This is a genomic window from Sulfitobacter sp. SK012, from assembly GCF_003352085.1.
Classification (GTDB): Bacteria; Pseudomonadota; Alphaproteobacteria; order Rhodobacterales; family Rhodobacteraceae; genus Sulfitobacter.
In genome coordinates, this window is the sequence record NZ_CP025804.1 from 4558352 (window position 1) to 4573725 (window position 15374).

Below are 15374 nucleotides of genomic sequence, written 5' to 3' on the forward strand. Positions count from 1 at the left end.
ATAATATTACTCAGCAGGGACCGCCGCTTGTTCCAACACCAACGGCGCAGGCAAACGAGTCAGCATTTCCTTCGGGCAAATCTGCATGAAATGCGCCTTTTCACTGTCCCAGTTCTGCAAGATTTCAGCGGCCTTTTTGCTACCGGTCTCTTCCAGATGCCGTTCCAACAACTGTTCCAAGTCAGTCATCCAATATCCCTCGGAAACGCTGCATGTCACCAGCGTTTCCATATTCATCATTGCTGGTGCCAACCCTTTGGGATCATAAAGATACGCCATCCCCCCGGTCATCCCGGCCCCAAAATTGGGCCCGACTTCACCAAGGATCACGGCAACACCGCCGGTCATGTATTCACAGCCGTTGCTGCCACAGCCTTCGATCACGACATACGCACCCGAGTTGCGCACAGCAAAGCGCTCGCCTGCGCGCCCTGCTGCAAAGAGATATCCGTCTGTCGCGCCATAAAGCACTGTGTTTCCGATGATGGTATTCTCAGATGCCACGATCTTGCTTGCCATGGGCGGGCGCACAACGATGGTGCCTCCGGACAATCCCTTGCCGACATAATCATTAGCGTCCCCGGACACTTCAAGTTTAAGACCCGGTGCCGCAAACGCGCCTAGCGACTGGCCAGCGGACCCTGTGAGCTTAACCGTCAAGTGATCAGGCTGCAGCGTGTTACGCATCCCGAATTTCTTGACGATATGGCTGGAAACACGTGTGCCCACAGTCCGGTGCGTATTTTGCACCGCATAGCTCAGCTGCATTTTTTCACCATCTTCCAGGAACCGTGCCGCATCGCGTACAATCTTGGTGTCCAGCGTATCAAGCACAGCATTGCGCGGCTTATCGCGGTCATAAACAGTCTCTGATGCGCCATCGACGGTGATCAAAAGCGGGTTCAGGTCAAGGTCATCCAGATGCGCCGAACCGCGGCTGACCTGGGCCAGCAAATCCGCACGACCGACGATGTCATCGATGCTCCGCGCGCCAATACTGGCCAGGATCTCCCGCACTTCTTGCGCGTAAAACCCGATTAGATTTACCACCTTATCGGCGTTGCCAGTGAATTTAGCACGCAGATCTTCGTCCTGCGTACACACGCCCACGGGGCAGGTGTTTGATTGGCACTGACGCACCATAATGCACCCCATCGCAATCAATGCCGCTGTGCCGATACCGTATTCCTCGGCCCCCAGCATTGCCGCCATTACGATATCGCGACCGGTACGAAGCCCACCATCGGTGCGCAAGGTCACTCGCTCACGCAGGTTGTTCATCGACAGAACCTGATGCGCCTCTGTCAGGCCCATTTCCCACGGCAGACCTGCATATTTGATCGAGGTCGCAGGCGATGCGCCGGTTCCACCATTGTGGCCAGAAATCAGAATGATGTCGGCCTTCGCTTTGGCGACTCCGGCGGCAATTGTGCCTACACCCGACGACGCGACCAGCTTAACCGTCACTTTGGCGCGCGGGTTGATCTGCTTAAGGTCATAGATCAGCTGGGCCAAATCCTCGATCGAGTAGATATCGTGGTGCGGCGGTGGCGAAATCAGCATCACGCCGGGTGTCGAATGGCGTAGGCGTGCGATCAGCTCCGTCACTTTCATACCGGGCAACTGCCCACCTTCACCGGGCTTGGCACCTTGGGCGACCTTGATTTCCAGCTCTTCACACTGGTTCAAGTATTCCGCAGTAACGCCAAACCGGCCAGAAGCGACCTGTTTGATCTTCGCGGACGGATTGTCTCCGTTTGCTTCTGGCACAAAATGCGCCGGGTCTTCGCCACCCTCCCCACTGTCAGATTTTGCACCGATCCGGTTCATCGCCACGTTAAGCGTTTTATGTGCCTCAGGGCTAAGTGCGCCCAGCGACATGCCCGGTGTCACGAACCGCTTGCGGATGGTGGTAATGCTTTCCACTTCTTCCAAAGGCACAGGGGCACCCAAGGGTTTGATGTCCAACAGATCGCGCAGATGGATCGGTGGATTGCTCTGCATCTTGGCCGAATACTGCTTCCACATTTCATAAGAAGCGCGCGTGCAGGCCGCTTGCAGCATGTGCATCGAGGTTGCTTCCCATGCGTGCGTCTCGCCAGATTGGCGCGCTTTATAGAACCCACCGATGGGCATCACGACGCCATCGCCGCGCCAGCCGCGGTCATGCACTTCTTCTGCTTTGTGCTGAATGCCGCTCACGCCAATACCGCTGATCCGGCTGGTCATACCGGGGAAATATTCTGCGACCATGGCTCGGCTTAGTCCCACCGCTTCAAAGTTCAGCCCACCGCGATAAGAAGAGATCACCGAAATCCCCATCTTCGCCATGATCTTGAGCAGGCCTTGGTCGATCGCATCGCGGTACCGGCGGATCGCTTCGGTCAATGTCCCATCCAGCAAGCCGCGCCCGATGCGATCGGCAATCGAATCCTCTGCCAAATAGGCGTTCACAACCGTCGCGCCACAGCCGATCAGCACAGCAAAATAATGCGGGTCGATACACTCCGCCGACCTTACGTTTATCGATGTAAATGTCCGCAGACCTTTGCGCGTCAGATTGCTATGCACCGCGCTGGTCGCCAAGATCATCGGCATGGCCACTCGGCCAGCACTGCTGTTTTGATCCGTCAGCACAAGATGGCCGGCACCGGACCGCACGGCATCCTCCGCTTCGGCCCTGATTCGCGAAAGCCCTGCGCTCAGGCTGCCTGTTCCCGGCTCAAACGTACAATCGATGGTCACCACGTCAGCGTTGAAATGGCCCTGCAATTCTTCGAACTGTGCGTTGCCCATGAACGGACTATCAAGCACCAGAATTTCGGTCTGGCTGCTGTCTTCATCCAGCACGTTCTTGAGGTTGCCGAACCGTGTCTTCAGGCTCATCACCCGGAATTCACGCAAACTATCAATCGGCGGGTTCGTAACCTGGCTAAAGTTCTGACGGAAGAAATGGCTCAGCGGGCGGTACTGACCCGAAAGCACTGCCGAGGGCGTATCATCGCCCATACTCGCGAGCGTTTCCTTGCCGTCTTCGGCCATCGGGGCAAGAATTTGCTCCAACTCTTCGATGGTATAACCCGCTGCAACCTGACGTCGGCGCAATTCACCACCGCTAAACATCGGCTTTTCGGTGACTGCTGCAATTGCGCTGTCCAGCTCGTTGATCTTGCCGACCCACTCACCAAAGGGCCGCGCACTCGCCAGCTTATCTTTGATTTCGGTGTCCAAGTACATTTTGCCATCGGTCATATCGACCGCCAACAACTGCCCCGGCCCAAGCGCACCTTTGCAGACAACGCGCACCTCATCTTGCGGCACCATTCCAGCCTCGGATCCCGCGATCAGCATGCCGTCGTCTGTCACGACATAGCGCATCGGGCGCAAACCATTGCGGTCAAGCCCGGCACACACCCAGCGACCATCGGTCATTGCAAGTGCTGCGGGGCCGTCCCACGGCTCCATCACCGAGTTGCAATAGGAATACATGTCGCGCCATGTCTGCGGCAGTTCCACCGCCTGCTTGGACCACGATTCAGGCACCAGCATCGTCTTGGCCATCGGCGCTGTACGCCCTGCCCGAACCAGCACTTCAAAAACAGCATCCAAGGCCGCAGAATCCGATGACCCCGCCGCCACGATGGGTTTGATATCCTCAGCCATGTCTCCAAACGTGGCTGACGCCATGCGAATTTCGTGCGATTTCATCCAGTTAAGGTTACCCTTTAGGGTGTTGATCTCGCCGTTATGCGCAAGCATCCGAAACGGCTGCGCAAGCCACCACTGGGGAAAGGTGTTTGTCGAATACCGCTGGTGATAGATCGCAAATGCACTGACAAAACGGTCGTCCATCAAATCCGGATAGAACTCCGCAACCTGTTCGGCCAACATCATCCCTTTGTAGATGATCGACCGGCACGACATCGACGCGATATAAAGCGTCGGCACCTGTGCAGCCACTGCAGCCTTCTCAATGCGGCGGCGGATCACATAAAGCTCACGCTCAAACGTCTCCTCATCGACCCCCTTGGAGTTCGAAATCAGGATTTGCTCAATTTCAGGCCGCGTCGCATTGGCCTTTTCGCCCAGCATGGAAATATCCACCGGCACATGGCGCCATCCATAGATATAATACCCCATCCGCAGGACTTCGGTTTCCACGATGGTTCGGCAGGTTTCTTGGGCGGCAAAATCTGTGCGCGGCAAGAACACTTGGCCCACAGCGATCAACTGGTCTTCCCGGGGCGTGTGCCCTGTCCGGCGTACCTGATCGTAGAAAAACGGCACTGGAATCTGGACGTGGATGCCCGCGCCGTCGCCTGTTTTTCCGTCCGCGTCTACCGCACCCCGGTGCCAAATCGCCTTGAGCGCTTTGATACCGCTCAGAACCACATCGCGCGTTTTCGACCCGTCGATATTCACGACCAAGCCGACACCACAGGATGAATGCTCTTCCTCTGGCGAATACATGCCCTTTTCGGCCACCATGGCGCGCTTGGCTTCTTCGCGGGCCACCCATGCGTCATCATATTTGGTCATTTGGCGTCTCCTTCAAAGGGGGCGAACATCGCAGTTGTTTCTTCAGTACTTAACTTTTTGTGATCCCCAGCAAGGCGATAGCCCGCGGGACACATATCCGTAAAAAATTCTATCTTGAGGACCCCGCCCCCGGCATCTGGGAACAGTCCAGCCGCCAGATTGCGCGACCCATCATGCTGCATGCCGTACCAAAGCGTGGAGCCACAGGTGCTGCAGAACCCTCGCTCGGCCCAATCGGACGATATGAATGACTGCGCAGGCCCGGCAACATTGATGCTGTCTGGCAATGTTTCAATCGAATAGAACCCACCGGATGTATGCTGGCGGCACATGTCACAATGGCAAACACGCAACCGCGGTTTATCTACCTTGGCAGAGACCGTTACCGCGCCGCATAAACACTGGCCTTTGATATCTTTAGACATTGTTTACATCTCCATCAATTCGGGTCAGCGGACCTGTCATACCGCTTTGGCTGATGTGCACCGCTTCGGTGCACAGGTTGTGCACATCCTGTGCACGCATGTCACAGCCCGACTTCATCACTCAGCCGCCATCACTTCAGCAGTTCCCAGCTTGGCAAGGATCGCCTCGGCACAGTCGCGCCCATCCTTGATCGCCCAAACAACCAGTGACGCGCCGCGCACAATATCGCCCACCGCATAAACGCCCTCGGCCTCGGTGGCTCCGGTCACATAATCGGCTTTGATCGTACCCCAACGGTTCACCGGCAGGTCCGGGCATTTCCACAACGTTGGCAGGTCCTCAGGCTCAAAGCCCAGCGCCATAATCACCAAGTCAGCGTCTTCAACATAATCCGCACCATCGATCACTTCGGGGGCCTGACGGCCAGTGACGTCGGGCTGCCCCAAACGCATTTTTTGGACCATCACGCCCAAAATCGGATCTCCGGTAAAACCCTTGGGCGCGCTCAACCATTCAAACACAACGCCTTCTTCCTCGGCGTTTTGAACTTCACGCTGGCTGCCCGGCATGTTGGCCCGGTCGCGGCGGTACAGGCATTTCACGCTTGCCGCACCTTGCCGCACGCTCGTCCGGACACAGTCCATGGCCGTATCGCCACCACCGATCACAACAACCCGTTTGCCACTCGCATTCAGGCTGCCATCATCAAATTTCGGCACGTCATCGCCAAAGCTCTTCTTGTTGCTCACAGTCAAGAAATCAAGCGCCGGGACAAGGCCCTGCACACCGACACCAGGGGCCTGTAAATCTCTGCTTTTATAGACACCTGTAGCGATAATAATCGCATCATGTGCACGGCGAATTTCATCAAAACTGATGTCCTCGCCGACATTGCAATTCAGCTTAAAGGTCACGCCACCTTGCGCCAGTTGATCATTGCGACGGGTCACAATGTCTTTCTCCAACTTAAAGCCAGGAATGCCGTAGGTCAGAAGCCCGCCCGCACGGTCATATCTGTCATAGATCGTGACCTGCACACCCTGACGCCGCAGTACATCCGCCGCAGCAAGGCCGCCCGGACCCGCGCCGATAATCCCAACACTCTGAGTCCGTTCCTGCGCCGGTTTGATTGGCTGGACCCAGCCCTTTTCCCATGCGGTGTCGGTAATGTATTTTTCGACCGACCCAATGGTGACAGTGCCGTGGCCCGATTGTTCGATAACGCAATTGCCTTCGCACAGACGGTCCTGCGGGCAAATCCGACCACAAATCTCGGGGAATGTATTTGTGGCCTGGCTGATCTCATACGCCTCTTGAAGGCGGCCTTCGGCGGTCAGGCGCAACCAATCGGGAATATTGTTGTGCAGCGGACAATGCGACTGACAATACGGCACACCACATTGACTGCACCGGCTGGACTGCTCGCGGGCTTTGGCGTCCGCGTACTCTGCATATATCTCATGAAAATCTTCACGGCGTAGATTAGGCGGACGTTTCTCGGGCATATCCCGCTCAACGCTGGTGAATTTAAGCATCGGCTGTTTTGCCATTGGTTCGCCCTCTCAATACAATCGAAAGACCCCGATAGAGCATCAGCAGTTGGAATGAAAGGCAGCACTGCTGACCTATATTCACATTTATTGCTGCTACCCATCATTTAGTAGCGGAAATCCACCAAATGTAGGACCGAATCGGGACTATATTGATTTCCGACTGCATTGACTCCCCTCAGACTAGCATAATTCCTCAAACGCATCACAATTCGATGACCTTGGCTAAACAAGACAGCTTACGATATCTATATGAAGCGCTACCGACGAAGCACCTGCCAAAGGACAGCACCATGGAACTCAACGCAGACTTCTCCCAGCGGGTGGTGATCCACTCAGATCAACTGGATTGGCAGGCCTCCCCAATGGCTGGGGTTGATCGGCGCATGCTAGACCGCATCGGCGGAGAGGTTGCGCGCGCGACGACGATTGTGCGGTATGCACCCGACTCGAAATTCTCTGCGCACACCCACACGGGAGGTGAAGAATTCATCGTACTCGACGGTGTATTCCAAGACGAGCATGGCGATTTTCCTGCTGGAACATATGTCCGAAACCCACCCACAAGCGCGCACACCCCCGGTTCAGAGGCTGGCTGCACCATCTTCGTCAAGCTGTGGCAATTCGACATGAATGACCGCAAGCAAATCCGCGTTGATATGGCCGTGGAGGCTCAAAAAGGGCGCACCATTCTGCACCAAGATCCTCAAGAAACAGTGACATATCACGCGCTCGACGCAGGCAAAGCCCTTGCCCAAGACCTACCCGGCGGTGCCGAACTTCTGGTTCTTTCGGGAACCCTGTCTGAAGGGGGTGATATCCTGCGCGAGGGGAGCTGGTTGCGCTTGCCTGAGGGGGCAAATCTTGATGCGAGTGCTGGGCCGGATGGCGCTGCGGTCTGGATGAAAACGGGCCACTTGCCTTTCGCTTCTGCTCCGCGCCCATGACGCGCCCACTCCGGACAATCTAAATGCACACCTTAATCATCGGCGGCGGCCTTTCTGGCCTCAGCCTCGCCACGCAATTACACCGCGACGGTCACGATTTCTTGCTGCTTGAAGCACGAGACCGCTTGGGCGGACGCATCCTGACGCAAACCGTTGGCAAGGGCTATTTTGACTTGGGGCCAGGTTGGTTTTGGCCCGGACAGCCCCGGATCGCAGCATTGATCGCAGAGCTAGGGCTCAAGAAATTCGATCAGCACTACGAAGGCATCCTGACTTTTGAGGATGAAAATGGCGTACAGCATGGGCGCGGACATGCATCTATGCAGGGGTCCTACCGTCTTGAAGGCGGTCTCGGGGCGCTCATCGATGGTCTGGCAAACACCATCCCGGCTGACAACATGCGCCTCAACGCTGAGGTTACGACCCTTGAAAAAACATCTAGCGGAATAACCGCCAAACTTACGGACGGCACATCGCTGAACGCGCAGCATGTTGTGCTGGCCTTGCCTCCACGCGTCGCCGCTGAGATGGCGTTTACGCCCGCTCTTCCTACGCCTGCCCTTCGCAGTATGACTGATATTCCAACTTGGATGGCCGGTCAGGCCAAGGCCGTTGCGGTTTATGAGACGCCCTTTTGGCGTGCCCAAGATCTGTCGGGAGACGCGATGAGCCGTGTCGGCCCGATGGTCGAAATCCACGACGCCTCTCCAGCGGACGGCCGTTTGGGCGCGCTCTTTGGATTTATCGGAGTTCCTCCAGAAGCGCGACAAGACGAGACAGCGCTGCGGTCGCATGTTACCGCCCAACTAACACGGCTTTTTGGCCCGCAAGCCGCGCACCCAAAAGCGCTGTTTATCAAGGATTGGGCCGCTGATTCCAAGACAGCAACCCAGCTTGACCTGGCCCCGATGTATGCGCATCCAACCTACAGCCTACCCTCCAACCTCAAAGATCCTTGGGGCGGGTGCCTCAGCTTTTCTGGAACCGAAGTTGCACCTCAATTTGGCGGCTTTCTTGAAGGAGCTCTCGAAGCAGCGGAAGCATCATTTAAATTCCTGCAGCATGCTTATGGATCACAAGCAGAGGTCTGAGCCGCAGGTCTTGCGCCACATATAGGTTCCCCTTACCAATGCTGAGATCATTCTGACACGATCCCAAATTGATAGGCAGGCGCAATCGATGGCATCCGATCCGCAGATCAGCGACCTTTTCGTCATCGGCGGTGGTGTGAATGGCTGCGGCATTGCCCGCGACGCGGCAGGGCGGGGCCTGTCCGTTACTTTGGCAGAGATGAATGACCTCGCCTCTGCGACCTCTTCTGCCTCGACCAAGCTCTTTCATGGCGGTCTGCGCTATCTCGAGTATTTCGAGATTAACCTGGTCCGCCACGCACTTGCCGAACGCGAAGTCCTGCTGCGGGCAATGCCACACATCAGCTGGCCCATGCGCTTTGTGCTGCCCTACCACCCAGATATGCGGTTTGAAGGTGAAACGCCCACGTCGCGTATTCTGAATATCGTGATGCCTTGGATGAAGGGGCGTCGCCCCGCTTGGCTGATCCGGCTTGGTCTGTTCATGTATGATAACTTGGGGGGCCGCAAAATCCTCCCAGCCACGCAAACGCTATCCCTGAACGGCACAGCCGAAGGGACCCCTCTTGAGGAACGTTTCGCCAAGGCGTTTGAATACTCCGACTGCTGGATCGAAGATTCGAGATTGGTTGTGCTGAACGCGCGCGCAGCCGAAGAGCTTGGCGCTAAGATCATGACCCAGACCCGTGTGACCTCCGCTAGCCGCAAAGACGATCACTGGGAAATTACCACCGAAGGCGCTACAGGCACGCAAACCCATCATGCCCGCATTCTGGTCAACGCTGGCGGCCCGTGGGTCGGGGATATCATCCAGTCCAAAGTACACATCAATTCAAGCGAGGGCGTGCGGCTTGTCCGGGGCAGTCACATTGTCACTCCCCGGCTTTATGATCATGACAAATGCTATTTCTTTCAGGGAACCGACGGGAGGATCATCTTTGCGATCCCCTACGAGACCGATTTCACCCTGATTGGCACAACCGACGCTGAACATGATGACCCGTCGGTCAAACCCGTCTGCACGCCAGAAGAACAGGATTACCTGATCGGATTTGCCAATCAATATTTCAAACGTCAACTGACCAGTGATGACGTCGTCTGGACGTATTCTGGCGTTCGCCCTCTCTATGATGATGGCGCGCGAAGTGCGACGGCTGCCACGCGCGACTATGTTCTAAAACTAGACGACGAAGCGTGTGCGCCGATCCTGAATATCTTTGGGGGCAAGATCACCACCTACCGAAAACTGGCCGAAGACGCGCTGGACAAGATTGCGCCTCACATACCCAACATGAAGCCGCATTGGACCGCTGGTGCCCCTCTGCCCGGGGGTGATTTTCCGGTTGGCGATGTCGCGCGCTTGATCGAAAAGCTGCGATCAAAATACGATTTTCTGGACCTAAAGTGGGCGCGCCGCCTGATCCGCGCATACGGAACAGACGCATGGCCCCTTTTGGGTGATGCCACGTCAACCGCAGCGCTTGGTGCCAATTTTGGTGCGACCTTGACCGAAGCGGAAGTGCGTTGGCTTATGACCCATGAATATGCAGAAAGAGCAGAAGATGTGCTCTGGCGTCGCTCCAAACTGGGGCTGCGACTGGATGCCGCTGCTGCAAGTAAATTAGACGACTGGATGAAGGAGAACCGCCCGTGACCGCCACTCATATCCTTGCGATCGACCAAGGGACCACGTCATCGCGTGCGATCATCTTTGATGAGGGTATGCACCCCATCGCCTCTGCCCAAGAAGAATTTGAACAGCATTTTCCACAAAGCGGTTGGGTCGAACATGATCCTTCAGATCTGTGGTCGACAACGGCTGCCACCTGTCGCGCCGCAATCGAAAAGGCGCAGTTGTCTGGCGCAGATATCGCCGCCATCGGGATCACCAATCAGCGCGAAACGACTGTGGTTTGGGACGCAGAAACCGGCGCGCCATTGCACAACGCTATTGTTTGGCAAGACCGCCGCACGGCTGATTTCTGCCGGACCCTGCGCGAAGATGGCCATGAACCGATGCTTACCAAGACCACCGGCTTGCTGGCGGATCCGTATTTTTCAGGGACCAAGCTCAAGTGGATCCTTGATCAGCATGAGGGTTCTCGGGCTCGTGCTGCGCAAGGCAAGCTCTTGTTCGGTACGGTAGACAGCTATCTGATCTGGAAGCTTACCGGTGGTGTCGCGCATGTGACCGACGCAACCAACGCTGCGCGGACCCTGCTTTATGACATCCATGCCGGTTGCTGGAGCGAGGAAATCTGCGCCCTATTTGATATCCCAATGCAGATGCTCCCAGAAGTGCGCGACTGTGCCTCCGACTTCGGAATGACCCGCGCAGATCTGTTTGGCTGTGAAATTCCGATCCTTGGTGTGGCCGGCGATCAACAAGCCGCCACCATCGGGCAAGCCTGTTTCGCCCCCGGCATGATGAAATCAACCTATGGCACCGGTTGTTTTGCTCTGTTGAACACAGGCGACACACCGGTCACGTCAAAGAACCGCCTGTTGACCACCATCGCCTACCAACTAGACGGCAAGCCGACCTATGCGTTGGAGGGATCCATCTTTGTCGCTGGGGCCGTCGTGCAATGGCTGCGCGACGGGCTTAAACTGATCGACCATGCTTCCGAAACACAACCGCTCGCCGAAGCTGCCGACCCAGAGCAGGACGTCATTTTGGTGCCTGCGTTCGTAGGCCTTGGTGCGCCTTATTGGAACCCCGATTGCCGTGGCGCAATCTACGGCTTAACGCGCGGCACCGGCCCCTCAGAACTTGCCCGTGCAGCACTTGAAAGCGTCGGATTTCAGACCCGTGATCTGCTAGAAGCCATGCACGCCGACTGGCAAACAGATGAGGCGGAACCGACCCTGCGCGTGGACGGCGGGATGAGCAATAGCGACTGGACCATGCAGTTTCTGTCAGACATTATTGGCGCGCCTGTGGATCGACCAATGGTGGTTGAAACAACTGCGCTGGGGGCTGCGTGGCTTGCCGGACAGCGCGCCGGGATTTATCCAGACATGCAAGGTTTTGCCGATGCTTGGGCGCTGGAGCGGACCTTCACATCCACGATGGACGACGAAACCAGAGAGGTCCGGTATGGCGCATGGAAACGTGCGATTAAGGCTACTCTGTCCGTCTAGGTAAACGAACGAACTGTCTCTATTGCGCCTGCCAACGCCTTTCCTTCGGGATCCTGAAGCGCCGCTTCGCGCAAGCGCGCGATCCAGACTGCTGCATCCTCGCGGCCGTGTAACAACTTGGCCGCGCCCATCACGGTACCGAACTTCGACAGCCCGCGCACATGCGTGTCAGAATAGCCTTTGACCAAGCGTCGACACTTCAAAAGCTCGACGCTGAGCGCATAATCGTTGCTGAGCGGCGTTAGGCTCTGTTCTAGCCATTCTTCCATATGTGCTATCTCTATTGCGTGACGGTGGGTGCGCAAACGGTAGCCTTTGAGGCCCCCCAAGAAATGCAGCATCAGATACGCCCACAGGCTGTCCGTGCGTAGGCGACGTCCCTTGCCAAACCAGCGGCCCAATTGCGCCATCCGTTTCGGATTTGCTTCAACCCGCGCGCCCATCTTTGCTGGCAGCATTCCGGCGATCTCCTCAGCGCGGGGGTGGAAAAACTCTGTCAGCTGCATCAGTTGATCATCCTGCGCACCCATCTCTGCTCTGATCCGGTCAAAGCGCGGACGCCGGGTTTTCAAATCAGCCACCCGGATGATGTCATCATAGGACATCGCATTGGCGATATATTTTGCCGCTGTAATGCTGAGCTTCCAATCATGCGCAGCGTCATCTTGCCCGACGATTTCCGCCAGCCTTTCCAGATAGACCGCGCCATAACTGCAATCCTGAAAATTCACGACTTTGCGCAGGCCAGCCTGTGCCATCTCATGAACACGCTCAGGCAAAGTGCCCACTCTGTTGATGAGTTTTTGCCAGTCCCGCAGCAACACATCGGGCCCAACGATCTGCGCGATTGGCTTTGCGGCCATTTCAGGCGCGTCAGGCTCACCGTTCTGGGCTGCATCAAACCCCGCAGCAAATGCCCGCAGCGAAGGCTCAACTCCTTTGCCTCCTGCCCGGATGGCATCCTCAAACATCGCGCGGTCAAACGGTAGTGCGCCGGATCCTGCCAAAGCGCCAAATAAAGACGCGGAAATGACTGAACCTTGCGCGATCGCCAACTGTTCCATATTCGCCAATATCAGTCTCTGTGCGGCAATTTCGGCTGCGGCGTGCACCTCATCTGCATTGGCTATTCCATCCCCAGGTACCGTTTTTTCGCTGACTGCCAAAGTGCGATGCGTTGAACCAATCAGCGTTGTTCGATCCGGCGTCACAAAGCCGCGCAATACAGCGCGCCCCACTTCCATCATCTCTGAGGCGATCAGCACGTCGACGTCGCCGGTCGACGGGGCCAGCGCAAAAATCGGCTGCTGCGCACTGCTTGGGATCATCTCAACATAATAGATCGTGGCCCCGGTACGCTGCGACACGCCAGCTACGGATGTCGCCTGCACATCATAACCATTGGCCCGCGCCATCCCTTCGATCCAGCCCGTCAGCACGCCGCCGCCTTGCCCACCAACGGCCATCACTGCCAGCTTTAGGATCTCTCCCATGCGTGCATCAGGGGTCTTTTGCGGTAAAATCAGGTTCACGCGACATCCTCTAGGCGCAGGCGTTTTGCATCCCGCTTGGTCTGTAGCCAATCGATCACCTGACTTCGCTTATCGGCCACCCAACGCTCAAATCCGCTGGGATTATGCACCACATCAGCTCGGTAAAATGAAGGACAGAGCACGGCAGCATCTGCGACTTCGCCGCAATTTCCGCACCCCACACAGGTCTGATCAATATGCGCGACAGGATCATCGCGCAGCGGGTCATTAAGCCGCTTCAGCGACAAAGACGGACAACCAGAAAGCCGGATGCAAGCGTGGTCCCCGGTGCAAACATCCGCATCAATGCCAAAGCGCGGAATATCCACCCGCCGTCCTTCTTTGATCGCTTTGTTGCGCAACGGTTTTTCACGCCGCTGCTTGTTCAACATGCATTCAGACGAGGCGACAATCACCTTTGGCCCTTTAAAATCCGTCGTCAGTGCCTCGTGCAGAACCTCCCGAACTTTGCCGACGTCATAGGTGTGGTCAATCTGGCGTATCCACTCCACACCGACACCCTTCAGCGCCGCTGAAATCGGATTATTCGTCGCCTTCGTTGCATTAGGGGCCCGCGAAGATAGCACGTCCTGCCCGCCTGTTGCTGCAGAATAGTAATTGTCCACGATCACCGCCACGCTGTCGGATTTGTTGAACACCATGTTTCCAATCGACGAACTAAGCCCGTTGTGCCAAAAACCCCCATCCCCCAAGATCGAGATCGCGCGCCGCTCCCCGCCCCCATCAAAGGCGGCGTTGGACGCTGGCCCCAATCCATAGCCCATCGTCGATCCGCCAATCTCAAACGGCGGCAAACTGGCAAATAGGTGGCAGCCGATATCGCCAGTGATCTGGTGTTTGCCTAATTCCTGTTCGGTCAATTTTAGAGCTGCAAAGATGGGGCGTTCCGGGCAACCGGTGCAAAAGCCAGGTGGGCGAATAGGCACTGTTTTGCTCAGATCAGGTATCTCTGGTTGCGGCGCGTTTGGCGCGCGCACTGCACCGGGTAGCATGTCAGGGGCAGCGGCACGTAGAAACCAGGTTACGCCATCAAGCATCACCTGACCTGTGTATTCACCCGCCATCGGCAACACGTCTTTGCCATAGAGCTTCAGCTGCCGTCCCGACTTGAAAAGATACGATCCCAGCTGTTGTTCAATGTGATCAGGCTGGCCTTCTTCCACGATCATCACGTGGTCCTTGCCTTCGCAAAATCCATCAAATTCGTCTCTAACTATAGGATATGTGACGTTAAGCACATAGATCGGTATGTCGCTTTTCCCGAATACATCCGCCAATCCAAGCCGTTGCAATGCGCGGATCAAGCCATTGTACATGCCGCCCTGTACGATGATCCCAAGCGACGCTTTGCTTGGTCCAAACATCTCGTTTAGCTTGTTCTCAACGATGAATTTTTCGGCCGCGGGCCAGCGATTGTTGATCTTATCCTGCTCATGCAGGTAACTCATGGGCGGCAACACGACACGCGCGAAATCGCTGCGCGGGTTCTCAACTGCTTCCTTAACCGTCAAGGGCGGTGCCACGTTATCGCGAGTCTCAAAGCTGCCCGTGACGTGGCAAGATCGGATGCGCACCATCAGCATCACTGGCGTATTACTTGCCTCAGACAGCTCAAAACCGTCTTTCACCGCTTTGGTGATGCTAGGCAGGTTTGGTCGAGGATCCAGCATCCAGAACTGCGACTTCATTGCAAATCCGTGGCTGCGTTCTTGCATGATCGACGATCCCTCGCCGTAATCTTCGCCGACAATCACCAAAGCTCCACCCGTCACACCTGAGGAGCTGAGATTGGCCAATGCATCTGATGCGACATTGACCCCAACAGGCCCCTTAAACGTTACCGCACCCCGGATTGGGTAGTGCACGGAAGCAGCTAACATCGCTGCGGCTGCTGCCTCGCTTGCGTTGGCCTCGAACCGTACGCCAAGTTCACCCATGAGTTCTTGCGCATCTGCCAATACGTCCATCAAATGGCTGATCGGAGCCCCCTGATACCCGCCAACATACCCGACACCGTTTTCCAACAGCGCCTTGGTGATCGCCAGAATGCCCTCGCCGGTGAATACATCACCATCACCTTTGCGCAGGTGCTCTACCTCAGCCTTGAACGAACGTTCAGCCATA

At 56.4% G+C, this 15374-nt stretch carries 10 protein-coding genes; 4 read left to right on the top strand and 6 right to left on the bottom strand.

The annotated features are described in order from the left end of the window. Window positions 1–6: 6 nt before the first annotated feature. Genes gltB through C1J03_RS22235 form a run of 4 tightly spaced genes read right to left on the bottom strand, consistent with a single transcriptional unit; the run spans window position 7 to window position 6515 of the window. Window positions 7–4539: a glutamate synthase large subunit gene (gene gltB / locus C1J03_RS22225; RefSeq protein WP_114888565.1), complete on the bottom strand. Its 4533-nt coding sequence runs from the start codon at window positions 4537–4539 to the stop codon at window positions 7–9. Then, entirely contained in the window at window positions 4536–4964 is a 429-nt protein-coding gene (locus C1J03_RS22230) for a GFA family protein (protein WP_114888566.1), read from the bottom strand. The genes gltB and C1J03_RS22230 overlap by 4 nt, the downstream gene beginning before the upstream one ends. Beyond that, window positions 4957–5082 (bottom strand): hypothetical protein, encoded by a 126-nt coding sequence (locus tag C1J03_RS26005; RefSeq protein WP_302661611.1) that lies wholly within the window; start codon window positions 5080–5082, stop codon window positions 4957–4959. Before C1J03_RS26005 ends, C1J03_RS22230 begins: the two co-directional genes overlap by 8 nt. After that, window positions 5082–6515 carry an NAD(P)-dependent oxidoreductase gene (locus tag C1J03_RS22235; RefSeq protein WP_114888567.1) on the bottom strand — a complete coding sequence of 478 codons (1434 nt, stop codon included), beginning with the start codon at window positions 6513–6515 and terminating at the stop codon, window positions 5082–5084. The genes C1J03_RS26005 and C1J03_RS22235 overlap by 1 nt, the downstream gene beginning before the upstream one ends. A 293-nt stretch (window positions 6516–6808) precedes the next feature. Here C1J03_RS22235 and C1J03_RS22240 point away from each other — a divergent pair, with 293 nt between their 5' ends. From C1J03_RS22240 to glpK, 4 genes are all read left to right on the top strand, one after another. Further along, entirely contained in the window at window positions 6809–7462 is a 654-nt protein-coding gene (locus C1J03_RS22240) for a cupin domain-containing protein (protein WP_114888568.1), read from the top strand. 23 nt (window positions 7463–7485) lie between these two features. After that, window positions 7486–8553, top strand: a complete 1068-nt coding sequence (locus C1J03_RS22245) for a flavin monoamine oxidase family protein (protein WP_114888569.1) — start codon at window positions 7486–7488, stop codon at window positions 8551–8553. Between the two features lie 88 nt (window positions 8554–8641). Further along, complete coding sequence (gene glpD, locus C1J03_RS22250) at window positions 8642–10207, top strand: glycerol-3-phosphate dehydrogenase (protein ID WP_114888570.1); 1566 nt, start codon at window positions 8642–8644, stop codon at window positions 10205–10207. After that, complete coding sequence (glpK, locus tag C1J03_RS22255; RefSeq protein WP_114888571.1) at window positions 10204–11697, top strand: glycerol kinase GlpK; 1494 nt, start codon at window positions 10204–10206, stop codon at window positions 11695–11697. The genes glpD and glpK overlap by 4 nt, the downstream gene beginning before the upstream one ends. Here glpK and C1J03_RS22260 read toward each other — a convergent pair. After that, a complete protein-coding gene (locus C1J03_RS22260; RefSeq protein ID WP_368073913.1) occupies window positions 11694–13229 on the bottom strand; it encodes an indolepyruvate oxidoreductase subunit beta family protein in 1536 nt (511 codons plus the stop codon). The two genes, glpK and C1J03_RS22260, sit on opposite strands and share 4 nt — an antisense overlap. After that, the gene (locus C1J03_RS22265; RefSeq protein WP_114888572.1) at window positions 13226–15373 is read right to left on the bottom strand and encodes a thiamine pyrophosphate-dependent enzyme; all 2148 of its coding nucleotides are present in this window, start codon (window positions 15371–15373) and stop codon (window positions 13226–13228) included. Before C1J03_RS22265 ends, C1J03_RS22260 begins: the two co-directional genes overlap by 4 nt. Window position 15374 lies beyond the last annotated feature (1 nt).